Origin of the sequence: Streptomyces sp. SID13031 (assembly GCF_010548305.1) — a bacterium.
Taxonomy (GTDB): domain Bacteria; phylum Actinomycetota; class Actinomycetes; order Propionibacteriales; family Kribbellaceae; genus Kribbella.
On sequence record NZ_JAAGLV010000004.1, the window covers coordinates 142,254 to 164,327 of the forward strand.

General features: G+C 67.3%; 21 protein-coding genes and 1 pseudogene. 15 read left to right on the forward strand and 7 right to left on the reverse strand.

The window, feature by feature from the left end:
• Positions 1–63: 63 nt before the first annotated feature.
• Together G3I17_RS10415 and G3I17_RS10420 are read left to right on the forward strand one after the other, a co-directional pair.
• Complete coding sequence (locus G3I17_RS10415; RefSeq protein ID WP_343238259.1) at positions 64–1,566, forward strand: MFS transporter; 1,503 nt, start codon at positions 64–66, stop codon at positions 1,564–1,566.
• A 139-nt stretch (positions 1,567–1,705) separates the two neighbouring features.
• Entirely contained in the window at positions 1,706–2,698 is a 993-nt protein-coding gene (locus tag G3I17_RS10420) for a hypothetical protein (protein WP_164595758.1), read from the forward strand.
• 301 nt (positions 2,699–2,999) lie between these two features.
• Here G3I17_RS10420 and greA read toward each other — a convergent pair whose 3' ends face one another.
• A complete protein-coding gene (greA, locus tag G3I17_RS10425; RefSeq protein WP_164595759.1) occupies positions 3,000–3,512 on the reverse strand; it encodes a transcription elongation factor GreA in 513 nt (170 codons plus the stop codon).
• 185 nt (positions 3,513–3,697) lie between these two features.
• Complete coding sequence (locus tag G3I17_RS10430; protein WP_203589998.1) at positions 3,698–4,138, reverse strand: DUF4307 domain-containing protein; 441 nt, start codon at positions 4,136–4,138, stop codon at positions 3,698–3,700.
• A 35-nt stretch (positions 4,139–4,173) separates the two neighbouring features.
• On the opposite strand from G3I17_RS10430, the gene mca reads away from it, so the two are divergent.
• The 3 genes from mca (at position 4,174) to G3I17_RS10445 (ending at position 6,645) form a co-directional block, all read left to right on the forward strand.
• Positions 4,174–5,037, forward strand: coding sequence for a mycothiol conjugate amidase Mca (gene mca, locus G3I17_RS10435; protein WP_164595761.1), 864 nt, complete (start codon positions 4,174–4,176; stop codon positions 5,035–5,037).
• A 41-nt stretch (positions 5,038–5,078) separates the two neighbouring features.
• The gene (locus G3I17_RS10440; protein WP_164595762.1) at positions 5,079–5,363 is read left to right on the forward strand and encodes a hypothetical protein; all 285 of its coding nucleotides are present in this window, start codon (positions 5,079–5,081) and stop codon (positions 5,361–5,363) included.
• A 310-nt stretch (positions 5,364–5,673) separates the two neighbouring features.
• Positions 5,674–6,645, forward strand: coding sequence for a CopD family protein (locus tag G3I17_RS10445; RefSeq protein WP_203589999.1), 972 nt, complete (start codon positions 5,674–5,676; stop codon positions 6,643–6,645).
• A gap of 23 nt (positions 6,646–6,668) precedes the next feature.
• On the opposite strand, the gene G3I17_RS10450 is transcribed toward G3I17_RS10445, so the two are convergent.
• Positions 6,669–7,205, reverse strand: coding sequence for a Uma2 family endonuclease (locus G3I17_RS10450; protein ID WP_164595764.1), 537 nt, complete (start codon positions 7,203–7,205; stop codon positions 6,669–6,671).
• A gap of 17 nt (positions 7,206–7,222) precedes the next feature.
• On the opposite strand from G3I17_RS10450, the gene G3I17_RS10455 reads away from it, so the two are divergent.
• The 3 genes from G3I17_RS10455 to G3I17_RS10465 all read left to right on the forward strand — a co-directional run bounded on the left by G3I17_RS10455 (position 7,223) and on the right by G3I17_RS10465 (position 13,013).
• Complete coding sequence (locus G3I17_RS10455; RefSeq protein ID WP_164595765.1) at positions 7,223–9,202, forward strand: thioredoxin domain-containing protein; 1,980 nt, start codon at positions 7,223–7,225, stop codon at positions 9,200–9,202.
• A 223-nt stretch (positions 9,203–9,425) separates the two neighbouring features.
• On the forward strand, positions 9,426–11,480 hold the full coding sequence (locus G3I17_RS10460) for a M4 family metallopeptidase (protein ID WP_239062388.1): 2,055 nt from the start codon (positions 9,426–9,428) through the stop codon (positions 11,478–11,480).
• A 114-nt stretch (positions 11,481–11,594) separates the two neighbouring features.
• A complete protein-coding gene (locus G3I17_RS10465) occupies positions 11,595–13,013 on the forward strand; it encodes a M28 family metallopeptidase (RefSeq protein ID WP_164595766.1) in 1,419 nt (472 codons plus the stop codon).
• 13 nt (positions 13,014–13,026) lie between these two features.
• Here the strand turns inward: G3I17_RS10465 and G3I17_RS10470 are convergent, their stop codons facing one another.
• Complete coding sequence (locus G3I17_RS10470) at positions 13,027–13,539, reverse strand: hypothetical protein (RefSeq protein WP_203590000.1); 513 nt, start codon at positions 13,537–13,539, stop codon at positions 13,027–13,029.
• Between the two features lie 44 nt (positions 13,540–13,583).
• On the opposite strand from G3I17_RS10470, the gene G3I17_RS10475 reads away from it, so the two are divergent.
• Positions 13,584–14,054 (forward strand): nitroreductase family deazaflavin-dependent oxidoreductase, encoded by a 471-nt coding sequence (locus G3I17_RS10475; RefSeq protein ID WP_164595767.1) that lies wholly within the window; start codon positions 13,584–13,586, stop codon positions 14,052–14,054.
• Here G3I17_RS10475 and G3I17_RS10480 read toward each other — a convergent pair.
• The gene (locus tag G3I17_RS10480) at positions 14,047–15,231 is read right to left on the reverse strand and encodes a phosphotransferase (protein ID WP_164595768.1); all 1,185 of its coding nucleotides are present in this window, start codon (positions 15,229–15,231) and stop codon (positions 14,047–14,049) included. The genes G3I17_RS10475 and G3I17_RS10480 overlap by 8 nt on opposite strands.
• A 152-nt stretch (positions 15,232–15,383) precedes the next feature.
• On the opposite strand from G3I17_RS10480, the gene G3I17_RS10485 reads away from it, so the two are divergent.
• Complete coding sequence (locus tag G3I17_RS10485) at positions 15,384–15,848, forward strand: MarR family winged helix-turn-helix transcriptional regulator (RefSeq protein ID WP_164595769.1); 465 nt, start codon at positions 15,384–15,386, stop codon at positions 15,846–15,848.
• A gap of 2 nt (positions 15,849–15,850) precedes the next feature.
• Here the strand turns inward: G3I17_RS10485 and G3I17_RS10490 are convergent, their stop codons facing one another.
• On the reverse strand, positions 15,851–16,585 hold the full coding sequence (locus G3I17_RS10490) for a hemolysin III family protein (protein ID WP_164595770.1): 735 nt from the start codon (positions 16,583–16,585) through the stop codon (positions 15,851–15,853).
• Between the two features lie 221 nt (positions 16,586–16,806).
• Between G3I17_RS10490 and G3I17_RS10495 the strand changes: the two genes are divergently transcribed.
• The 4 genes and pseudogenes from G3I17_RS10495 (at position 16,807) to G3I17_RS10515 (ending at position 20,876) form a co-directional block, all read left to right on the forward strand.
• The gene (locus G3I17_RS10495) at positions 16,807–17,586 is read left to right on the forward strand and encodes an isoprenyl transferase (RefSeq protein WP_164595771.1); all 780 of its coding nucleotides are present in this window, start codon (positions 16,807–16,809) and stop codon (positions 17,584–17,586) included.
• Positions 17,587–17,729: 143 nt separating this feature from the next.
• Positions 17,730–18,467: pseudogene (locus G3I17_RS10505) on the forward strand (alkaline phosphatase family protein); the annotation flags it as partial.
• Between the two features lie 202 nt (positions 18,468–18,669).
• A complete protein-coding gene (locus tag G3I17_RS10510) occupies positions 18,670–20,007 on the forward strand; it encodes a PhoH family protein (protein WP_164595773.1) in 1,338 nt (445 codons plus the stop codon).
• Positions 20,008–20,177: 170 nt separating this feature from the next.
• Positions 20,178–20,876 (forward strand): hypothetical protein, encoded by a 699-nt coding sequence (locus G3I17_RS10515; protein ID WP_164595774.1) that lies wholly within the window; start codon positions 20,178–20,180, stop codon positions 20,874–20,876.
• Between the two features lie 22 nt (positions 20,877–20,898).
• Here G3I17_RS10515 and G3I17_RS10520 read toward each other — a convergent pair whose 3' ends face one another.
• Entirely contained in the window at positions 20,899–21,126 is a 228-nt protein-coding gene (locus G3I17_RS10520; protein WP_164595775.1) for a hypothetical protein, read from the reverse strand.
• Positions 21,127–21,400: 274 nt separating this feature from the next.
• On the opposite strand from G3I17_RS10520, the gene G3I17_RS10525 reads away from it, so the two are divergent.
• Positions 21,401–22,045, forward strand: coding sequence for a hypothetical protein (locus G3I17_RS10525; RefSeq protein WP_164595776.1), 645 nt, complete (start codon positions 21,401–21,403; stop codon positions 22,043–22,045).
• Positions 22,046–22,074: the final 29 nt, after the last annotated feature.

Genomic DNA, 22,074 nt, shown 5'->3' on the forward strand with positions numbered 1-22,074 from the left:
ATTCAATGCAAGCGCAATTAATGACTAGACATTAGATGCAGGTGCATGCAAAGCTCTCTTCTCGTGACACAAACAACAACGCACACCACAGCACCGGCTCGCCTGACCTGGGACGCGCGCCTCTGGGGCGCACTCCTCGTGGTCTGCGGCGTGATCTTCCTCGACGGCCTGGACGTGTCCATGGTCGGTATGTCGCTACCGTCCATCGGTGCCGACCTCGGCGTCTCGCTCTCTTCTCTGCAATGGGTCGTGACCGGCTACGTCCTCGGGTACGGAGGGTTCCTGCTGCTCGGCGGGCGCACCGCCGACCTGCTCGGCCGCCGGCGCGTCTTCCTGATCGCGCTCGCGGTCTTCGCCGTGGTCTCGATGCTGAGCTCGCTGGCCACCAACCCCGAACTGCTCATCGCCGCGCGGTTCGTGAAGGGCATCGCCGCCGCGTTCACCGCGCCGGCCGCGCTCTCGATCATCACCACCACCTTCCACGAGGGCCCGGATCGCAACCGTGCCCTCAGCGTTTTCACCACCTGCGCCGCCAGCGGCTTCTCGATGGGCCTGATCCTCGGTGGCCTGCTGACCGAGGTCGGCTGGCGCTGGACCTTCCTGATGCCTGGCCCGGTCGCGCTGATCGTGCTGCTGTTCGCAATCAAGCTGATCCCGAACAGCCCGCGCGACGAGAGCGCCGGCGGTTACGACGTACCGGGTGCCGTCACGGTCACGGCCGGCATGTTGTTGCTGGTCTTCGCCGTCGTCGGTGCTGAAGGGGCCGGTTGGGGCTCCTTCCAGACCATCGGGCTGTTCGTCCTGTCCGCGGCCCTGCTGGCGTCCTTCGTGCTGATCGAGCTGAAGACCAAGCACCCGCTGGTCCGGCTCGGCATCTTCCGGCAGGCCAACCTGCGGAACGCGAACCTCGCGATCATGACGGTCTTCGGTGCCTACGTCTCCTTCCAGTTCATCGGCACGCTGTACCTGCAGAACCTGCTCGGCTGGTCGTCCCTGGAGACCGCGCTCGGCTTCCTGCCGGCGGGCCTGATCGTTGCCTTCCTGTCCCCGAACGCAGGCAAGGTGGCCGACCGGATCGGTACCGAGCGGATGGTCGCGGCGGGCATGGTGCTCTTCGTGGCCGGGTACGCGCTGTTCCTGCGGATCGGGCCGACGTCGGACTACCTGGGGACCGTGCTGCCGACGATCGTGCTGATCGGTCTGGGCTTCGCGATCACCTTCCCGGCGCTGAACATGCAGGCCACCAACGGGGTCGACGACAACGAGCAGGGGCTCGCGTCGGGTCTGTTCAACACCTCTGCCCAGGTGGGTGGAGCGATCGTGCTGGCCATCACCACCGCGGTGATCGGCAGCCAGTCGCACGGCGTCACGGCGCCGAGCGGGATGCTCTCGGCGTACAAGCCGGCCCTGGTCGTCGTCACCGGGATCACCATCCTCGGAACGCTGATCGGGCTGGCGGGTCTGCGCGGTCTGACCGCCCGGCGGGCGGCTGAGGCCCGCGAGGTCGCCGAGCTCGAGGCGGTACAGAAAGAACTGGCGGACGAGGAGATGACTCCGGTCGCCTGAACCACATAGGAAAGGTGCGGGTCACGGGCTACTCCGCCGTGACCCGTACCGCTGTTTTGGGTGCCGCTCAGGGCCTGGGCGGGGGAGTTCGGGGCGATCCCCGATTGGTTTCGGCCCGTCCGAGTGCTGGACTGGGGGTATGAGCGATCAGAGCAAGCAGAGCGATCACGACCGACGGGTCAAAGACATCCTCGACCGAGTCGCGGCCGGCCACCTGACCCCAGCCGAAGCCGCGACGCTGATCGCTGCCCTCCCCGCCACCTCAGCGCCTGCCCCCGCCGAGTCCGAGGCGCCCGCTGCGGATGCCGGCGAACCGACAGTTCCGGCCGGCTCGGACGCGCCTTCGCCGTCTGTCTGGGCGGAGGTCGTCGACACCCCGACCTCCACTACCGCCCCTGGCGGCGAGGGGAGCGTGGTGGACGACGCTGCCGTAGTACCGGAGCCCTTGGCGGCTGCTGAGACGGTGGTTGAGGAAGAGACTTTTCACAGTGATCTCGTGGTGCCTTCCGGGGTGCGGCGGGTGACCATCCGAGCGATCGGGCGGCGGGTCCGGCTGATCGGGGAGCCTGCGGTCACCGGGGTGGCCGTGGACGGGCCGCATGTGATCAAGCGGGACGGCGACACCCTCGCGATCAACAGTGAGGGGGATATGGGCGTCTCGATCGACGGGCTGAGCATGCTGCGCAACCCGACCGACCTGAAGTCCCACGTGAACGGCTTCGCCAAGGAGCTGTCGATCCGGGTCAACCCGATGCTCCAGGTGGAGATCGAGGTGACCGGCGGCAGCGTCACCGCCGAACGCCTCCCCGGCCTGTCCCGGGTCCGCGTCACCGCCGGTACTGCGAAGGTGACCGACGTGGACGGTCCGATCGATCTCCTCGTCCAGGCGGGCACCGCGACCCTCGACGCCCAGATCACCAAGGGCCGCTCCCGGGTCCGGGTCGAATCCGGCTCGGCCAGCGTCACCCTCCGCCGAGGCTCCGACGTCCGGGTCCACACCGAAGCCCAGCTCGGCCGCGTCTCCTGGACCGGCGCCGTCTCCGGCCAGTCCAAAGACGTGGAAATCGGCCGCGGCCGCGCCGCCCTCGACGTAGAGGTCCTGGTCGGAACCGCCCAGATCACCTCGGACTAGCTCCGCAGGTCGCCCCGCCGGACCCCCATGAGCTCGACTTTGTGCACGACCTGAGCGGATCTGGGGCGCCGGAACGCTCACGTCGTGCACAAGGTGGTCACAAGGAAGTTGAGTGACCTCGACTCGAGTGTGAGCTGGCGGTAAACCTGTCGAAATCTGTCGGCGGGCTCCGGCAGGATGACGTGCGTCGCGGTCGGCGGTTGTGCCTGGGAGCGCACAACGGCCGGCCGTAGTACCGGCAGAAAAGGAACATCCCCGGGACCAGGAGGTCCCGGGGATGGTGTCTGCTGAAGCTGTGGGGTCAGCCCTTGAAGGGGACCGCGGCGACGATCTCCACCGTGACGGGCTTGCCGTTCGGGGCCTGGTAGGTGGCCTTCTCGCCCTTCTTCTTGCCCAGGATCGCCGAGCCGAGCGGCGACTGCGGCGAGTAGACGTCGATGTCCACCGACGCGTCCAGGGCGAGGAGCTCGCGGGAGCCGAGCAGGAACGTCTCGACGTCGTCGTCACCGGCGAACTTGATCGAGACCTTCATCCCGGGCTCGACCTTGCCGCCGGCCTTCGGGGTCTCGCCGACGCGGGCGCGGCGCAGGATGTCCTCGAGTTGGCGGATCCGGGCCTCCATCTTGCCCTGCTCGTCCTTGGCGGCGTGGTAGCCGCCGTTCTCCTTCAGGTCGCCCTCGTCGCGGGCGTCGCTGATCCGCTGGGTGATCTCGGTCCGGCCGGGGCCCTTCAGCTCCTCCAGCTCGGACTTTAGCTGCTCGTAACCATCCTGTGTCAGCCAGACAACGCTGTCCTCGTCGATCTTCTGCGTCATGGGCTGCTCCTTTGTCGGTGGGATGGGTAGAAATGCAACAAAGCCGCCGTCGTCGACGGCGACCAATCCACCGAGCCTAGCAAGACAGCGCTCAGAACCCCACAGTTCTTCGCCTTCTCAAACACTTGGCAAGCGATTTCCATGGCCACCGAGGCAATCGTTTACCTCGCCCGGAAGTGGGTAGCTCAGTGCGGCCGGTGGGCGTCGGCCGTCGTACAACCGATCAGTACCACGGCCGTCGCGGCCCGCTGGGTGGTGAGCGTGGCATCGAGAGACTGCTGTCGCGGCGAATCGGCCGGCACCGTCACGGTGATCTCACCGACGATCGAGAAGTCGGCCGACTTCGCCTGCAACCGGCACTGCGCCTCGACCGACTTGCTCCGGTCCACCTGGAACGTCCCGGTCGCCGAGGTCGCCGAGGCGATCTTGAAGCCGATCAGCCGCGACGAGACCGGCGGGTTCGACTGGATGAACGCGACCCAGAGCAGCCAGACCAGGGCGACCAGTGCGACGGTACCGATGCTGACGAGCATCAGCCCCCGGCGGCTGCGGCCGGTTCGTCCGTACCGGGCGTCCAGGGTTGCGCTCGTGCTGTCGGTCCTGACGGCCGGATGCGGGTCGGTCACTGGTTCTCCTCGGGCTTGGAGGACCATTGTGTCTTGTGACTGAAGATCTTCGCCTACTGCATGTCCATGCTCACCCCGACGACGAGTCCAGCAAGGGCGCCGCGTCGACCGCCCGCTACGTCGCCGAAGGCGTCGACGTGATGGTCGCCACCTGTACCGGCGGGGAGCGCGGCTCGATCCTGAACCCCAAGATGGATCGGCCGGAGGTGCTGGCGAACATCACCGAGATCCGCCGCCAGGAGATGGACGCGGCCCGCGAGATCCTCGGGATCCGGCAGGAGTGGCTGGGCTGGATCGACTCGGGCTTCCCCGAGGGCGACCCGCTGCCGCCGCTGCCCGACGGTTGCTTCGCCTTGCTCAAGGTCGAGGACGCCGCGGCGCCGCTGGTGAAGCTGATTCGCGAGTTCCGTCCGCAGGTCGTCACGACCTACGACGAGAACGGCGGCTACCCGCACCCCGATCACGTGATGTGCCACCAGATCACCGTCGCGGCCTTCGAGGCGGCCGGCGACCCGGACGCGTACCCGGAGCTCGGTACGCCGTACCAGCCGCTGAAGCTCTACTACCACCACACCTTCCATCGCGAGCGGATGAAGGCGCTGCACGACGCGATGGCCGCGCGCGGGCTCGAGTCGCCGTACGCCGATCGGCTGCAGGACTGGAAACCCGATCCGGAGAACGAGAAGCGGATCACCACCCGGGTCGAGTGCGCCGAGTACTTCGAGCTCCGCGATCGCGCGTTGCTCGCGCACGCGACCCAGATCGACCCGGACGGCGCGTGGTTCGCAGTACCGCTGGAAGTGCACCAGCAGGCGTGGCCGACCGAGGACTACGAGCTGGCCCGCAGTCTGGTGGAGTCCGAACTGCCTGAGGACGACCTCTTCGCGGGGTTGCGCTGAGGGGCGGGAGCAGACGGTGAGAGACTGGCAAGGTGACAGCGATGACCAATCTTCTGAGCATCAGCCCGCCGATGGCCGAGATCGATCCGAACACGGTCAAGCCCGGCTGGGTCGCGCTGCTGATCGTGCTCGTACTCGGTGGCGCCACCTTCCTGTTGTGGCGCAACATGGGCAAGCAGTTGAAGCGGATCGACTTCGACCCGGACGCCGGTGCGCGCGACCGAGCACCCTCCGACGTCCCGCCACCCAGCTCACCGGCCCCGGCTGGCGCTGCCGAGCCGGCGAAGACTGAGCCCGAGCCCAACTCTTCCCCCGACCCGAAGTAACCCCGCCCGGCGCTCGGTGCCACTGATCCGTCACGGCGGGTAGGTGGCCCGGCAGGTTGATGCCTCAGGCAACGGGTAGGGCGTTTGCGCGGGGTTTCGCGGGTCGCGAGGATTGCCGAAAGTCACGGTGGGGCAACCGTTTGCTTATGGCTGGTCACGAGATGGTGTCGTGCGGGGACACTGTTAAATAGCTCACCTATAGTGTGCGCGTGTCCATCCAAGGTGCCGAGGGCGTGAACGCTCTGTGACCGCGACCCGCGCCGCTCACGCCGCTCGGCATCGCGTGCCCGGACGCCTGGTGGCGGGTGGCGTGAGCGCTGTCATCGTTGCGGCGCTGACGATGGTGATCGCTTTGTACGCCGCCGGCAGCGAACCGCACCGCAGCGATGAAGGAGTCGGTGGTCCGGGACTGTTCGTCAAGTGGCTGCTGCCGCTGTTCCATCTGGTCTCCACCCTGGCCACGGTCGGTTGTGCCGGTGCCCTGCTGGCGGCGGTCGTGTTGTTGCGTACCGACGGCGGCCCGCTCGGCCTGCAGGGCCGGCGCGCGATCCGCGACGCCAGCAACTCCGCGATCATCTGGGCCGCCGCCACCTTCGTCAGCGCGGTCCTGACCGCCGCGATCCTGCTCAACACCCCGGTCGACCTGCTTCGCCTGCGGCTGGACGACGCGCTCGCCGTCCCCGAGGTGAAGGCGCTGCTGATCACCGGCATCCTGGTCGTCGCGCTGGCGGTCGGCGTCCGCCGCGTCCAGACCTCCGCGGCCGCGCTCCTCGGCGTACTCGTCGCGATCGGCGCCCTGGTCCCACCCGCGCTGACGACCTTCCCCCGCAACGAGTCGTACGTCGTCCTCGCGGGCGCGGCTCTCGTCCTCCACGTGATCTCGGCCACGACCTGGGTCGGCGGCCTGGCGGGCCTCGTTCGGTATGGCCGGGCCAGTCGCAGCGGTCTTCCGCTCGTGCTCGAGCGCTACAGCCAGGTCGCGCTCGCGTCCTCCATCGTGGTGCTCGTCAGCGGCGTGATCAGCGCGGTCGGCCGGCTGGCAGCCAAGGGTGGCGGCTACGACGCGGTCTTCGACGTCCTCACCACGAAGGCGTACGGCGGCCTGCTGCTGGCCAAGACCGTCGCCTTCGTCATCTTGATCATCGGTGGCTGGTTCCACCGCCGCCACGCCATCGGCGACCTCGAAACCAGCGGCCACCGCTTCTGGCAACTGGTGATCGGCGAACTCATCGTGATGGCTGTGGCCATCGGCCTCTCGATCGCCCTCGCCAAGACCATCTAGCCACCGCTCTACGGCTGGTGGGATCAGAGTGTGCCGAGGTCGATTTCCACCAGGAACGGCACGGCAGCCTTGACGGTGCCGGTGAAGACCTCGCCATCGCGGTACGAACTGCTGGCTGGATCGAGCACGTAGGTGTACACCAGCGGGATCCCGGTCGCGGCCTGCTCGACTCGCCAGTAGAAGGCGATGCCGGCCTTGGCGTACTGGTCCGCCTTGACGATTCGGTCGGTGGTCTCCGACCCGGGTGACACCACTTCGACGACGAGTAGCACGTGCTCGGGCCGGGTGGGCGAGACATCGATGGTGTCCGCCCGGTAAACCACGACGTCCGGGCGCCGATTGGTCAGGGGGACGTCCTGCAACCGAACGTCGAAGCCGGTATCGGCGTTCCAGTCCGGACCCGCGGCGAGCTCCAGCCCGTTCGCCAGGAGCCGAGCTAGTCGGTTGTGCCGTATGGAAGGGCTCGGGGTCGCTACGACCATCCCGTCAACGACCTCGATGCCGGCGCATTGCTCGGTGGACCAGGAGTCGTACTGCTCCGCGGCGATCTGGGTGTGCATCCACCTAGTGTGGGTCCATGGCCTCCAATGAGCTTGGTAAGTCGACTTCGCCGTATCTGCGGCAGCACGCCGAGAATCCGGTGCACTGGCGGGAGTGGTCCGAGGCCGTGTTCGCGGAGGCGCGTGAGCGGGATGTGCCGGTGTTCTTGTCGGTGGGGTACTCGGCCTGTCACTGGTGTCATGTGATGGCGCACGAGTCGTTCGAGGACGAGGCCACGGCGGCCTATCTCAACGAGAACTTCGTCTGCGTGAAGGTCGATCGCGAGGAGCGGCCGGATGTGGACGCGATCTACATGCAGGCGACCGTCGCGATGACCGGTCAGGGTGGCTGGCCGATGTCGGTGTTCCTGACGCCGGCGGCCGAACCGTTCTTCTGTGGGACCTACTTCCCGTCCGAGCCACGGCACGGCATGGCGAGCTTCCGGCAGGTGCTGGAGTCGCTGGTCAACGCCTGGCAGACGAAGCGCGCGGACATCGACAAGGTCGGTCGCTCGGTCGTCGAACAGCTCGGTGCGCGCACGGCGGCAGCGGAAGGGGTGATCGACGAGGCGACGCTGGAGCGGGCCGTGGCGTTGCTGAAGGTGGACTTCGATCCGGTGGATGCCGGGTTCGGGCGGGCGCCGAAGTTCCCGCCGTCGATGGTGCTCGACTTCCTGCTCCGGCACCACCGGCGGACCGGTTCGGCCGAAGCGCTCGAGATGGTCGCGCAGACGGGTGAGCGGATGGCGCGCGGTGGCCTGTACGACCAACTGGCCGGCGGCTTCGCGCGGTACAGCGTCGACGGGCAGTGGGTCATCCCGCACTTCGAGAAGATGCTCTACGACAACGCCCTGCTGCTCGATGTCTATACCCAGTGGTGGGCGATCACCGAGGACCCACTGGCCAAGAGGGTCGCCACCGAGACCGCCGACTTCCTGCTCGCCGAGTTGCGCACGCCCGAGGGCGGGTTCGCCTCCGCGCTCGACGCCGACACCGAGGGGGAAGAGGGCCGGTACTACGTCTGGTCGCCCGACGAGTTGCGCCGACTGCTCGGGGACGACGTCGATTGGGTGATAGACCTCTGCGACGTCACCGGCACCTTCGAGCACGGAACCTCCGTCCTCCAGCTCCGGCGCGACCCCGACGACCAGCCTCGGTGGCAGAAGGTTCAGGCGGTACTACGGGACGCCCGTCGCGCGCGGACGTATCCCGGCCGCGACGACAAGGTGGTCGCGGCGTGGAACGGTCTTGCGATCACGGCACTTGCGCGGGCGGGCGTAGTACTGGAGAAGCGGGAGTATGTGGAGGCCGCTGTGGTGGCGGCCGGATTGATCCGGGATGTGCATGTGGACCAAGCCGGAATCCTGCGGCGGACGTCGAGGGATGGTGTAGTCGGAGGTGCGTATGGGGTGCTGGAGGACTACGCGGCCTTCGCGCAGGCGTGTCTGACGCTGCTCGGGGTGACCGGCGACGAGGAGTGGCTGGAGCTGGCGCAAAGCCTGTTGGACCGGGTACTCCAGCAGTTTGTTGCCGACGGCAACTTTTATGACACGGCCGGGGATGCGGAGGCGCTGATCTGGCGACCGCAGGACGCGACCGACAATGCGAGTCCCGCTGGGGTGTCGCTCGCCGCTGAAGCGCTGACCACGCTGGCGAGCGTGACCGGATCGGCCCGCTACGAAGCCGCTGCCCAGCAAGCACTCCAGTTGTCCACTTCCATCATCACCAGAGCGCCCCGCTTCGCCGGCCGGGCCTTGGCGGTCGCCGAGACCATCGCTTCGGGACCACTGGAAATCGCCGTCGTCGGTGAATCCGAGGAGCTGATCCGGGTTGCCGTGAAGGACGCTCCCTGGGGGACCGCCATCGCCACTGGTCTGCCCGGATCCGAAGTACCGCTGCTTGCCGGCCGTGGTCTGGTCGGGGGTGAGCCGGCCGCGTTCGTCTGCCAGAAGTTCACCTGCCGGCTGCCGATCGTGTTGCCGGAAGACCTTCGACGTGAGTTGCAAGCCCCAAGCTGACAACCTGCGTCAGTGCGGGTTTTCCCTGTCATTTCGGCGGAATCACTTGACTCCCGCCCCGACGGAGGACAGAGTCCTCCCTCAGTCGGGTGTAACAGAACTCGCATGTACTGACACACAGTGTCACAACTAGGCAGTGACACTTTTGCGCCAGGCATCCGGCGTCCCCAATTGAATTGGTCGTTGCGCCCAAACAGCGACCACACCGTGAGGAGATGTTGTCTTGAAACGACTGACATCAGCAGGGGCGGTGGTCATCGTCGCAGCTGCGGGGTTGGCGATGTCGCCCGCAGGAGCCGCCAACCGTACGGCCCCGCTTCCGGCATCCGGCTTCAACCAGCCGGCCGCCGTCCAGGCCGAACAAGCGCTGACCGCGCAGACGGCCGCAGCTCTCGGTTTGGCCGGCGGTGAAGTGCTCACGGTCCGCGACGTCGTCAAGGACGCCGACGGCACCGAGCACGTTCGCTACGACCGTACGTTCAACGGCCTGAAGGTGGTCGGTGGTGACCTGATCGTGGAGCGCAAGAGCGACGCGATCACCGGGGTCATCTACAACCGTGGCGCGAAGGCGGTCGGGGTCTCCTCGACCAAGCCGACGCTGTCCCAGGCCGCCGCCCTGGCCAAGGGCGCGAAGGCGGCAGACTTCAAGGCCGCCAGCAACAAGGGGACGCTGGTCGTCTTCGTCACCACCGGCAAGCCGGTGCTGGCCTACGAGGTCGTCACGTCGGGCGTCAAGGCCGACCAGACGCCGTCGGTGCTGCACTCGTTCGTCGACGCCAAGACCGGCGCGATCCTGGACTCCGACGACGAGATCAAGACCGGTACCGGTAACTCGATGTACTCCGGCACCGTCACCATCGGGACGTCCGGCAGCTACTCGCTGACCGACACCAGCCGCGGTGGCAACTGGACCACGGATCTGAACGGCGCCACGTCCGGCAACGGCACCACCTTCACCGACCCCGACGACACCTGGGGCAGCGGTACCACCGCGAACCGCCAGACCGCCGGTGTCGATGCCCACTACGGCACGCAGCTGACCTGGGACTACTACAAGAACGTCTACGGCCGCAGCGGCATCTTCAACAACGGCCAGGGTTCGCGGTCCCGCGTGCACTACGGCAACGCGTACGTGAACGCGTTCTGGGACGGCACCCAGATGACGTATGGCGACGGCTCCGGCAACGCCCGGCCGCTGACCTCCATCGACGTGGCCGGCCACGAGATGAGCCACGGTGTCACCGAGGCCAGCGCGAACCTGAACTACTCCGGTGACGCGGGCGGCCTGAACGAGGCGACCTCGGACATCTTCGGCACCGCCGTCGAGTTCTACGCCAACAACGCCTCCGACGTGGGTGACTACCTCATCGGCGAGAAGATCAACATCAACGGCAACGGCACCCCGCTGCGCTACATGGACAAGCCGTCGAAGGACGGCGCCAGCAAGGACTGCTGGACGACCAGCACCGGTGGGCTCGACCCGCACTACTCCTCCGGCCCGCTGAACCACTGGTTCTACCTGGCCTCCGAGGGCAGTGGCGCCAAGACGATCAACGGCGTGTCCTACAACAGCACCACCTGCGACGGTTCGACCGTCACCGGCGTGACCCGCGACGTGGCGGCCAAGGTCTGGTACCAGACCCTGACCACCAAGCTGACCTCCGGTAGCACCTACCCGGATGCCCGCGAAGGCGCGATCACCGTCGCCAAGGCGCTCTACGGCGCCAACTCGGCCCAGTGCCTCGGCATCCAGGCCGCGTTCAACGGCATCACCGTCCCGGCCGGCGCCGCCACCTGTGGCGCTGTCATCCCGCCGACCGGCTCCGAGCGTCTGGTGAACGGTGGCTTCGAGTCCGGTGCGGCCAGCTGGACCGGTACCGCCGGCGTCGTCACCAACAGCGCCACCAAGCCCGCCCACGGCGGTAGCTACAAGGCCTGGTTCGGCGGCAAGGGCGTCACGAGCACCCAGAACCTCGCTCAGTCCGTCGCCGTCCCGGCCGGTGCCACCTCGGCGCAGCTGTCGCTGTGGATCCGGATCGACACCAACGAGACGACCACCTCGACGGTGTACGACAAGGTTGCGGTCCAGATCGTCAACGGTGCCACCACCACGACCCTGGCGACCTACACCAACCTCAACAAGAACACCACGTACACCCAGAAGACGTTCAACGTCGGGGCGTACGCCGGTAAGACGATCTCGGTGAAGTTCCTCGAGAACGAGGACTCCTCGCTGCAGACCAGCTTCGTCGTCGACGACGTGTCGCTGATCGGCTAGTCAGCTGCACTGATTGTCCCGCTGTGAACAGTCCGGGGCGTACGGCCTCGCCCAGGCCGTACGCCCCGGCTGCTTTGTAACACCCCCCTTTGTGAGGCAAAGGAGTCCCCGCCCATGGTCAAGTCCCCCCTGTACGGCGTACTCGGCACCGCTCTGGTCGCCACCGCCGTCCTCGTCCCCACCAGCGCAGCCCAGGCCGTCGTCTCACCCGACATCTCGGTCACCAACACCAAGGCGCACCTGGACCAGCTCCAGTCGATCGCCACCAGCAACGGTGGCAACCGCTACACCGGCCGCCCCGGCTACCTCGCCTCCGCCAACTGGGTGAAGTCGAAGCTGGACACGGCCGGCTACACCACCACGCTGCAGTCCTTCTCGACCTCGGCCGGTACGTCGTACAACGTGATCGCGGAGTGGCCGCAAGGCGACGCCAACCACGTCGTGATGACCGGCTCGCATCTGGACAGCGTCAGCTCCGGACCCGGGATCAACGACAACGGCAGTGGCAGCGCGGGCGTCCTGGAGACCGCACTGGCGTACGCCGCGAGTGGCCAGGTGCCCAAGAATCGTCTGCGGTTCGGCTTCTGGGGAGCCGAGGAACTGGGGCTGGTCGGCTCGAAGTACTACGTCAACAACCTGCCCGCGGCCGAGCGCGCCAAGATCGAGCTCTACCTGAACTTCGACATGATCGCGTCGCCGAACCCGGGCTACTTCGTCTACGACGACAACCCGGCCGGCAACGGCGCGCGGGACGATCTCACCAGCTACTTCACCAGCAAGAGCGTGCAGACCGAGTACATCGACGTCCAGGGCCGCTCCGACCACGCGGCGTTCCGGTCGCTCGGCATCCCGACCGCCGGCACCTTCGCCGGCGCCGAGGGGATCAAGACGTCCGCGCAGGCCACCAAGTGGGGCGGTACGGCGAACACCGCGTACGACGCCTGCTACCACCGCTCGTGCGACACGATCAGCAACCTCAACCTGACGTCGCTGGACCGGCAGATCGACGCGATCGGCCACATGGTCTGGAACTACGCGCAGAAGGACTACGGCCCGGGCACGCCCCCGACCGGTCCCAACCTGCTCCAGAACCCGGGCTTCGAGTCGGGTGCGGTGAACTGGACCGGTACCAGCGGGGTCGTCACCAACAGCAGCAGCAAGCCCGCGCACGCCGGCACCTACAAGGCCTGGCTGGGCGGCAAGGGCGTGACCAGCACGCAGAATACCGGTCAGTCGGTGGCGATCCCGGCGACGGTGACCGCGGCGTCGCTGACGTTGTGGATCCGGATCGACACCAACGAGACGACCACCTCGACCGTGTACGACACGGTGAAGGTGCAGGTGGTCGACGGGGCGACGACGACCACGCTGGCGACGTACTCGAACCTGAACAAGAACACGACGTACACCCAGAAGACGTTCAACGTCCTTGCCTACAAGGGCAAAACCATCACCGTCAAGTTCCTCGGCGCGGAGGACTCGTCACTGCAGACGAGCTTCGTGGTCGACGACGTGGCGCTCACCACGAGCTGATCAGCTGTCAGAGTTAGACCGGCTTGCACAGACTGCCGGGTTTGGTGGCTTCGGTGAGCAGCGTGCCCACCGGGGCCACCAGCGGCTTCAGCTTGGGGTCGTCGAGTCGCGCCAGCCCACCGCTCGCCGACACCGCGATGATCATGTCGTCCGGGTGCCGGATCGTCGGTTTGGTGACGCCGACAGCGGCCCAGTCGACCTGCTTGACCGCGTCGGTGAGGGTGCTGAGGAAACCGTCCTCCAGCTTGCACTTCCCCGGGCTCTTGCCCATCGAGGTGGCGTTGACGACGCCGTCGGCGCCGACCACGAGCTGGTCGTTGAAGCCGGCGAAGCCACCCGTCCGGCTGACCGTCAACGGCAGCGCACCTGCGCCGGTCGTCGGCGTCGGCGTCGGCGTACTGGTGATCGGCGTGCTCGAGTTGGGTGCGGACGGGGTACTGCCCGCGCCGGAATCGGAATCGTCGCCACACCCGGTCAGTACCAGGCCGGCGGCGGCTGCCAGAACTGCGAACCGAATGTTTTTCACACCCTCATGCATACCCGCCTGCGGGGTGACGGCAGACTTCGTGCATGGGCTGGTACACGAATGTCATCCGCTCGTTAGGGCATCGCCGATGGTTCGCCGTTGCCGGTCGCAATCTGGTACCGATCGATCGCTGGCTGCAACGAAAGACGGGTGGCCGGATCACCATCCTCGGCCGATCCGCCTTGCCCACTTTGCTTTTGACGACCCAGGGGCGGAAGTCCGGCCTGCCCCGAACGGTGCCGCTGATCTACGCGCCCGACGGCGACGGCTACCTCGTCACCGCGTCCAACTGGGGTCAGGAGAGCCATCCGGCCTGGTCGGGCAACCTGCTCGCTTCTGGTGAAGCGACCGTGGCATTGACCGGTGGACGCGAGATCCCGGTCCGCGCCGTCCTGGCTGAAGGAACGGAGCGGGACCGGGTCTGGCCACTCGTCACGCGGGTCTGGCCGGCCTACGACACGTACGTCGAACGCAGCGGCCGGGCGATCCGCGTTTTCGTACTGACGCCTAGCTGATCGATGACACCAGATTCACCAGCGTTCGGGTGAGCCGCACGCGTTCGACGAACAGGTCGAGGTTGCAGTCGCTGGTCTTGCCGAGTTGCTCCAACGGCAAGGCGGTGAAGGTCGCGCGGGCGAGCAGTGAGCCGAGGTAGCCGTAGAGCACCTCGTCCTCGGACACTGTCATCCCCTCCGCGGCCAGCCCCTCCATGAACGCGCCAAGGATGACCGTGTGGATCGTCGGCAGTTCCTCCGCCGCGAGCTCGCCGGCGTGGGCCAGTCCGACCAGGAGCTGACCGAGGTCGAACCCGACGGCCTGTGGGCAGTCGAACCCCCAGTCGATCACCACGAACTCGTCCTGCTTGTCCTTCGGTACCAGCAGATTCTGCGGACTCGCGTCCCCGTGCTGATAGGTCTGTGGCAAGGTGTCCAGCCGATCCAGTACTGCGGGCAGCCGGTTCGCGAGCTCGAGCAACTCGTCCCGCAGCCCGTGATCGCCGGTCGAGCAGACCGCCTCGGCCAGCAGCGGGTGCTGCCAGGTCTGGTCGTCGGCCAGCACCGGGATCGCGCCGTTCATCACGCGGCCGCCCGTGTAGTACCGGAGCCCGGTCCCTGGCACATCCACGTTGCCCCGGGGGAGTAGCGGCTCGACCAGGTGCGGCTGACGCCGGGCGGACAGCTGGCCGAGTAGGTACGCAGCGCGCTCGAAGCGGCCGAGCGGCCAGCCGCCGGGCGGTTGGATGACGTCTTCCATCCACAGCGTCGCGCGATCGTCGTCGTACTCGTTGATCCGGTACAGCTGCGGCAGCCGGAGCCCGTCGGGCAGCAGCGTCGCAATGGTGCTCCGGTGGACCGCTATTTCGAGTTGCCAGGGCAGGTTCTGGATGAAGGCCTCCCGGAGCTCTTCCGGGACCAGGTGCATCATCGGCCAGTGCCGGGTCGACTGGAGCTTCTTGAGGAAGACGGACCACTCGACGCTCTCCCCCGAGGGCAGCTCGGCCGTGCCTAGTACGCGGAGCAGAGCTTCGGTGCTCGGCGTACCGATCTCGTAGTCGACCGGCTCGATCCTGGCCGAGGTCGGTACGGCGCCGGGCAGGCCGGTGGCGCTTCCGACCAGGCTGGCGAGAGCGCGTTCGTCTGGTGCGTCCCGGCCGAGTGCGGCCAGTCCGTCGCTGATGGTGGTGGTGTTCATGGATCCCCCCGGCAATTCGGTAGTACTTCGATCATGCGCCCGACCCCTTCAGCTCACCTTCAGATCCGACACGCCAAAGAAGTAAAGCAGCCTTACTACTGGGATAGTAAAGTTGCCTTATGACTTCCGTCAATGCCCCTTTAGGCGACGCCGTGGGACATGCTGAGGGGCTTCGCGGCCTGCATATCGCCGGCTTGCTCGGGGTCGCGCTGAACCGGCTCCGGGCGGAGATCCTGGCCGACTCGGAGCGCGGCTTCCCGGAGTTGCGGGTCTCGCACTTCCGGCTGCTGGAGCTCATTCCGGACAGCGGGGCGCGGATCACCGACCTGGCCGAGATCGCGGGGATGACGAAGCAGGGGCTCGGCCAGCACATCGACTACCTACAGGAACGCGGGTACGCCGACTCGGAGCGGGTCGCCGGGGATCGGCGGGTGCGGCTGGTCCGGCGGACGGCGTTGGGGGATCAGGCGGTGGAGTTCAGCCGGGCCGCGATCGACAGGGTCGAGCAGGAGTGGAGGGAGCGGCTGGGCGCGGACCGGTTCGAATTGCTCCGCGAGGCACTGGTCGAGGTGTGCGGGCCGCTCGACGACGAACTCGAGTGGCTGGGCCGGCCGTAGTACTAGCCGGCGTGGTACGTGGCGATGCTCACGGCGACGTAGTGGCAGATGAAGGCGGCCACCGTGCAGGCGTGGAAGATCTCGTGGAAGCCGAACCACAGGGGTGACGGGTTCGGCCGCTTGGTGCCGTAGACGACCGCGCCGATCGAGTAGAGCCCGCCACCGATCGCGAGCAGCGTGACCACGGCCGCGCCGCCCAGGTGGTAGAAGTCGCCCATCCAGAAGATCGCCACCCAGCCCAGGGCCAGGTAGATCGGCGTGTAGAGCCAGCGCGGGGCGCCGACCCAGAAGATCCGGAACAGGATGCCGATCAGGGCACCGCCCCAGGCCAGGCTGAGCAGCAGGATCCGGTCGTTGCCGCGCAGCAGCACCACCCCCAGTGGGGTGTAGGTGCCGGCGATCAGCAAGAAGATGTTGCTGTGGTCGAGCCGGCGCAGGATCGCCTCGCCGGTCGCACCCCAGTAGAACCGGTGGTAGAGCCCGGAGATGCCGAACAGCAGCATCGAGCCCAGCGTGTAGACGGCGGCGGCCCAGCGTGCGCTGCTGGTCGGCGCGAGGCAGATCAGCACGATGCCGGCCGCGGTCGCGAGCGGGAAGGTGCCGGCATGCAGCCAGCCGCGCAGCTTCGGCTTCAGCGGCGCGAGCTTGTCGGTCAGCCGGTGGCCGTGCTCATGCTCATGGCCGGACTCGGGCGCGGGGGCATCGGTCGGGGTGCTGGCTGCGGTCCTGGCCGTCATCGCCATCCTCTCGCGTACGTCCGTCTACTTACTCAACCGTAACCTACGCAACCGTAGGTTCCCTCGTCCGTAAGCATGAAATGTAGGCGAGATCACCGGGTGGGAAACAGGTTCCCGGAGTGTCTGATGCGCAAACTCCGGTAAAAGTTCGATCACTCTACGGAACCGGAAATCTGGGCTAGCCTCGGAAGCCGGAGAGCTTTTGAGGAGATCACCTACCCATGCGGACACCTGGCAAGGCAAAGCTGCGCAATGCGGTCTACGGGCTGTACGAGCGCCGACTGGCGCGATCGCTGTCGCCGGACCGGATGCCCCGCCACATCGGCGTCATCATCGACGGCAATCGGCGCTGGGCCCGGGCAACCGGTGACCCGGTGGCGCGTGGCCACGAGGCCGGCGCCACCAAGATCACCGAGTTCCTGCACTGGTGCGACGAGGTCGGCGTCAAGCTGGTCACCGTCTGGATGCTGTCCACCGACAACCTGACCCGCCCGGCCGAGGAGCTGGAGCCGTTGCTCCGGATCATCGAGTCGACGGTCGAGGAGCTGACCGCGACCGGTCAGTGGCGGATCCACCCGGTGGGCGCGCTCGATCTGCTGCCCGGTGCGACTGCCGAAGTACTGAAGGGCGCCGAGGCCGCCACGCAGAACGTGCAGGGCATGCTGGTGAATGTCGCAGTCGGGTACGGCGGGCGTCGCGAGCTGGCCGACGCCGTCCGGTCGCTGCTGCTCGAGGAGGCAGCCAAGGGCATCTCGATCGAGGAGCTGGCCGAGCGGGTCGACGTCGAGCACATCGCCGAGCACCTCTACACCAAGGGCCAGCCCGACCCCGACCTGGTCATCCGGACGTCGGGGGAGCAGCGGCTGGGCGGCTTTCTGCTCTGGCAGAGCGCGCTGAGCGAGTTCTACTTCTGCGAGGCGCTGTGGCCGGACTTCCGGCACGTCGACTTCCTGCGGGCCATCCGCAGCTACGCCCAGCGCGAACGGCGTTTCGGCACCTGAGTCTGGTGCCGGCCTGCGTGGCTTCGGCGACCGTACTGCGGTCCGCGGCGTCAACGGCCTGCCCGTCTTCCAGCAACCCGACCCGAGCCGCCCCGAGGGCTGGCTGGCCCCGTTCAGCATGAACGCGACCCAACCCGAACCGCGAACACCTCATGACCGGCACCAGCGGTGGCACGGTCCGCGACCTACCCGTCTTCGACAACACGGAGATCTCCGGCGGGTACGAGTGGACGACGTACGCCGAGCGGCTGGAGAAGGCGGGCGTCAGCTGGTAGACGTACCAGGCGCTGGACAACTTCGACGACAACGCGCTGGCCTGGTTCAAGCCCTTCGTGCAGGCGAAGCCCGGCTCCTCGCTGTACGAGCGTGGGTTGCGCATGGTCGGCGACGGCAGCCAGCAGAACGACGCGTTCGCCATGGGCGCCGCGCTGGTCAAGGAGTTCGGGGACGACGTCAAGGCGGACCGGCTCCCGCAGGTCTCCTGGCTGGTGGCTCCGGCGGCGCTGTCCGAGCACGCCAACTACGCGCCGCCGAACGGTGAGCACCTCACCGCTCAACTGCTCGCCGCACTCGCGGACAACCCGGCTGTGTGGGCCAAGACCGCGTTCATCCTGAACTACGACGAGCACGGCGGCTTCTTCGACCACGCGCTCCCACCGGTACCTCCGCTGGCCACAGGTCGCGGCAAGAGCACCGTCAGCCCGGACGGCGAGGTCGTCGTGCGGGTGTCGGTGAGCCGCGTCGCCCGGTGGTGGGGAACGTGTAACAAGCCGTTAACCCCGTGGCCGGGCGTGTCGGGCTGCGGCGTTCGCAGGACAGTCCTACAGTCCTTAGTGACGGTCGGAGGGGAAGCCGGCTGTCCGGGAGGCCCGATCAGATGAGACGTAATTGCTCGCCGGTAGCCCCATGAGGCGCCGAACGGAGTGCCCGAGACCCACGGTCTCACCCTCACTGATTTCCGGTTCCGCGCGTGCTGCGGGACGGAGGGGGTCTGCACCAGACCTCCGGGTCCGGACCCGGTCCAACACCTAACCACTGGTGGGCCGGGCGTGGTGCACGCTGCGGTCCGAGAGGACGTGCGACATGGCTGCCACCCACGCCAAGGCGTCAAACCCCTCATCCACGCCGGACCAGCGCACTTTTGTGCTGGACACCTCCGTGCTGCTGTCCGATCCGCACGCAATGGTGCGCTTCGACGAGCACGAGGTCGTCATTCCGGTCGTCGTCGTCACCGAACTGGAGGCAAAACGGCATCACCCTGAGCTCGGCTACTTCGCTCGCACCGCGTTGCGCTTGATGGACGAGCTCCGGATCCAGCACGGACGGTTGGACGCACCCCTGCCAGTGGGGGAGAAGGGTGGAATACTCCGGGTCGAGCTGAATCACACCGACCCCGCGAACTTGCCGGCCGGTTTCCGGCTCGGCGACAACGACAGCCGCATCCTCGCGGTGGCCTGTAACTTCCAGGCCGAGGGCCGCAATGTCACCTTGGTCTCCAAGGACCTGCCGATGCGGGTCAAGGCCTCGGCCTGCGGCTTGGACGCCGAGGAGTACCGGGCGGAACTGACGCTGGAGTCCTCCGGCTGGACCGGCATGGACGAGATCGAGGTGCCGTCCAGCGACGTCGACTCGCTGTACGAGGACGGCGTGCTGGACATCCCCGAGGGGCGGGACTTCCCCACTCACACGGGGCTGGTGCTGCTGTCCGAGCGCGGCAGCGCGCTGGGCCGGGTGATGCCGGACAAGCGGATCCGGCTGGTCCGCGGCGACCGGGAGGCGTTCGGCCTCCGTGGGCGGTCGGCAGAGCAGCGCGTCGCGCTGGATCTGCTGCTCGACCCGGACGTCGGGATCATCTCGCTCGGCGGTCGCGCCGGTACCGGTAAGTCGGCGCTGGCTCTGTGCGCCGGGCTCGAAGCGGTGATGGAGCGGCGCCAGCACAAGAAGGTCGTCGTCTTCCGGCCGTTGTTCGCGGTCGGCGGCCAGGAACTCGGCTACCTGCCGGGCTCGGAGTCCGAGAAGATGGCGCCCTGGGCGCAGGCCGTGCACGACACGCTGGGCGCGCTGACCAGTGCCGACGTGATCGACGAGGTGATGGACCGCGGCATGCTCGAAGTGATGCCGCTGACCCACATCCGCGGCCGGTCGCTGCACGACGCGTTCGTGATCGTCGACGAGGCCCAGTCACTGGAGCGCAACGTGCTGCTCACGGTGCTGTCCCGGATCGGCGCGAACTCGCGGGTGGTGCTCACCCACGACGTCGCGCAGCGCGACAACCTGCGGGTCGGCCGGCACGACGGCGTCGTCGCGGTGGTCGAGAAGTTGAAGGGTCACCCACTCTTCGCGCACGTGACGCTGACCCGGTCGGAGCGTTCGCCGATCGCGGCCCTGGTCACCGAGATGCTGGAGGACGTCCAGTTGTGACGCTGCTGGTGGGGATTCTGTAAAACAGAAGTAAGACTTTCGCGTTACCCGGTGCGGCCACACGCCATGTGGCCGCACCGTTCATTGTGACGTTCTTGTGATCACGCTCTGTTTAGGCCAGAGTATGTTCCTGTTGCAGCCGACGGGGGTCGGGTATCTCGGAAGGACAGATGAAAGCGAAGCGCTCCGTCGCGATCCTCGCAGTCAGTGGGATCGCCGTCGTCTCCGTTGTCGCAGGCCTCGACCTCTTCGCCTCCCCTGGGAGCTCCGCGGCGTCCGACCCGGTCTCCGGGCGCGCCGAGATGGCCGTGCTGAACAGTGAGCGGGCCCAAGCCGCCAAGGCGCCGAAGCCGAAAGAGCTGACGCCCGAGCAGCAGGCGCAGGAAGTCATCCAGCTGCGCAACCAGATCGAGGCCGTGGACGCCGAGCGCCGGGCCGCGCAGGACGCCTCCGACCTCCGGCAGAAGGCGAAGAACACCGCTCTCGCCCGCTACAAGGCCCTGCAGAAGACCGACCGCAACTCGCAGGAGGAGCGGGCCAGCCGCGACGCCGAGCGCAAGAAGTTCGAGGGCACGCCCAAGCAGATCGCGAAGAACCTGCTGGCCGACCACGGCTGGAGCGACAGCCAGTTCAGCTGCCTGGAGAGCCTCTGGAACAAGGAGTCCCGCTGGCGCGTCGACGCCGACAACCCGAGCTCCAGCGCCTATGGCATCCCGCAGGCCCTCCCCGGTAACCGGATGGCGGCGTACGGCAAGGACTGGCGCACCAACCCGGTCGTCCAGATCAAGTGGGGCCTGGACTACATCGAGAACCGCCACGGCTCCCCCTGCGGCGCCTGGGCCCATTCCAAGGCCAAGGGCTGGTACTGAGCATGTCCTTACGTCCGAAGAACTAGTGGGACGTGTGCTCCACTTCTTCGGACATAAGGGGTGAGCGCCAGCCTCGGGCGAGGAGGGCGGCGCGGATCTGGGTCATGAAGCGCCCGGGGTCGGTGCGGAGACCCAGGACCGGGATCCTGAGGACGGTCGAGCGGCTGTTGGTGAGGTCGTTCTGGCGTAACGCATCGGCAATCAACACCGGCGCCTCGGCATGATGGATTCCGTCGATCTCGACGACCAATCCGTACTCCGTCCAGCGCGGCTCGCGAGCCGACCTCCAGTACGGCGGTCCACCACTGCCCCCGCTGGTCGAGAGGCCCGGTCTTGTTGCTGACGGTCTGCGGGCCGACCACTTGCCAACGCCCGGCCTTGACCTCGGCCCGCACGTCCCAACGCTTGACGCCGGCGCGCCACTCCTCCCTCCCCGCCTGTGGATACCGCATCTCTTACGTCCGAAGAAGTGAAGGTGATGTCCCTCCGCTTCTTCGGATGTAAGGGTGCGGGAGGATGGTGGGGTGAGCGAGGTGGCGCGGGCGGGTAGCGAGCGGGGTGAGATCCTGCTGCGGCGCCGGGAGGACGGCGCGCTCGAGTTGCGGGTCAACGGCGTGTTCGTGATGGACGATGCCGAGACCTCGAGCGAGGAGCTGCTCGCCTCAGCGGCGTTGGACGCCGTACTGCGACCCGCTCGGGTGCTGGTGGGTGGGCTCGGGCTCGGTTACACCGTGCGTGCGCTGCTGGCCGACGAGCGGGTTGGGTCGGTGTTGGTTGCTGAGATCGAGCCAGCCGTCGTGCAGTGGATGCGGGACGGGCTGGTGCCGTCGGTGCTCGACGATCCGCGGGTACGGGTCGAGGTCGGCGATGTGCGGGACGTAGTACTGGCTCAGCCGGCCGGGTCGCTGGACGGGCTGTTGCTGGATGTGGACAACGGGCCGGATTTCCTGGTCTACAACGAGAACTCGGCGCTCTATGAGAGCGACTTCCTCGGTGAGTGCAGGCTTCGGCTGGCCTCGGGTGGGGTGCTGACGGTGTGGTCGTCCTCGGTGTCCGCCGCATTGGAGACGGTGATGGGTGAAGTGTTCGGCGCCTGCGAGGTGCGGCCGGTCCCCGTTGCCTTACAAGGACGGGCCGAGACGTACTACGTCTATCAGGGCAGCTCTTAGTCCAACTTGTGGCGTTGTCCACAACGGTT

Coding starts and splice junctions, on each gene's coding strand:
- G3I17_RS10420 (WP_164595758.1), top strand. CDS start 1,706: ATGAGCGATCAGAGCAAGCAGAGCGATCACGACCGACGGGTCAAAGAC.
- greA (WP_164595759.1), bottom strand. CDS start 3,512: ATGACGCAGAAGATCGACGAGGACAGCGTTGTCTGGCTGACACAGGAT.
- G3I17_RS10440 (WP_164595762.1), top strand. CDS start 5,079: ATGACCAATCTTCTGAGCATCAGCCCGCCGATGGCCGAGATCGATCCG.
- G3I17_RS10450 (WP_164595764.1), bottom strand. CDS start 7,205: ATGCACACCCAGATCGCCGCGGAGCAGTACGACTCCTGGTCCACCGAG.
- G3I17_RS10455 (WP_164595765.1), top strand. CDS start 7,223: ATGGCCTCCAATGAGCTTGGTAAGTCGACTTCGCCGTATCTGCGGCAG.
- G3I17_RS10465 (WP_164595766.1), top strand. CDS start 11,595: ATGGTCAAGTCCCCCCTGTACGGCGTACTCGGCACCGCTCTGGTCGCC.
- G3I17_RS10475 (WP_164595767.1), top strand. CDS start 13,584: ATGGGCTGGTACACGAATGTCATCCGCTCGTTAGGGCATCGCCGATGG.
- G3I17_RS10480 (WP_164595768.1), bottom strand. CDS start 15,231: ATGAACACCACCACCATCAGCGACGGACTGGCCGCACTCGGCCGGGAC.
- G3I17_RS10490 (WP_164595770.1), bottom strand. CDS start 16,585: ATGACGGCCAGGACCGCAGCCAGCACCCCGACCGATGCCCCCGCGCCC.
- G3I17_RS10495 (WP_164595771.1), top strand. CDS start 16,807: ATGCGGACACCTGGCAAGGCAAAGCTGCGCAATGCGGTCTACGGGCTG.
- G3I17_RS10510 (WP_164595773.1), top strand. CDS start 18,670: ATGGCTGCCACCCACGCCAAGGCGTCAAACCCCTCATCCACGCCGGAC.
- G3I17_RS10515 (WP_164595774.1), top strand. CDS start 20,178: ATGAAAGCGAAGCGCTCCGTCGCGATCCTCGCAGTCAGTGGGATCGCC.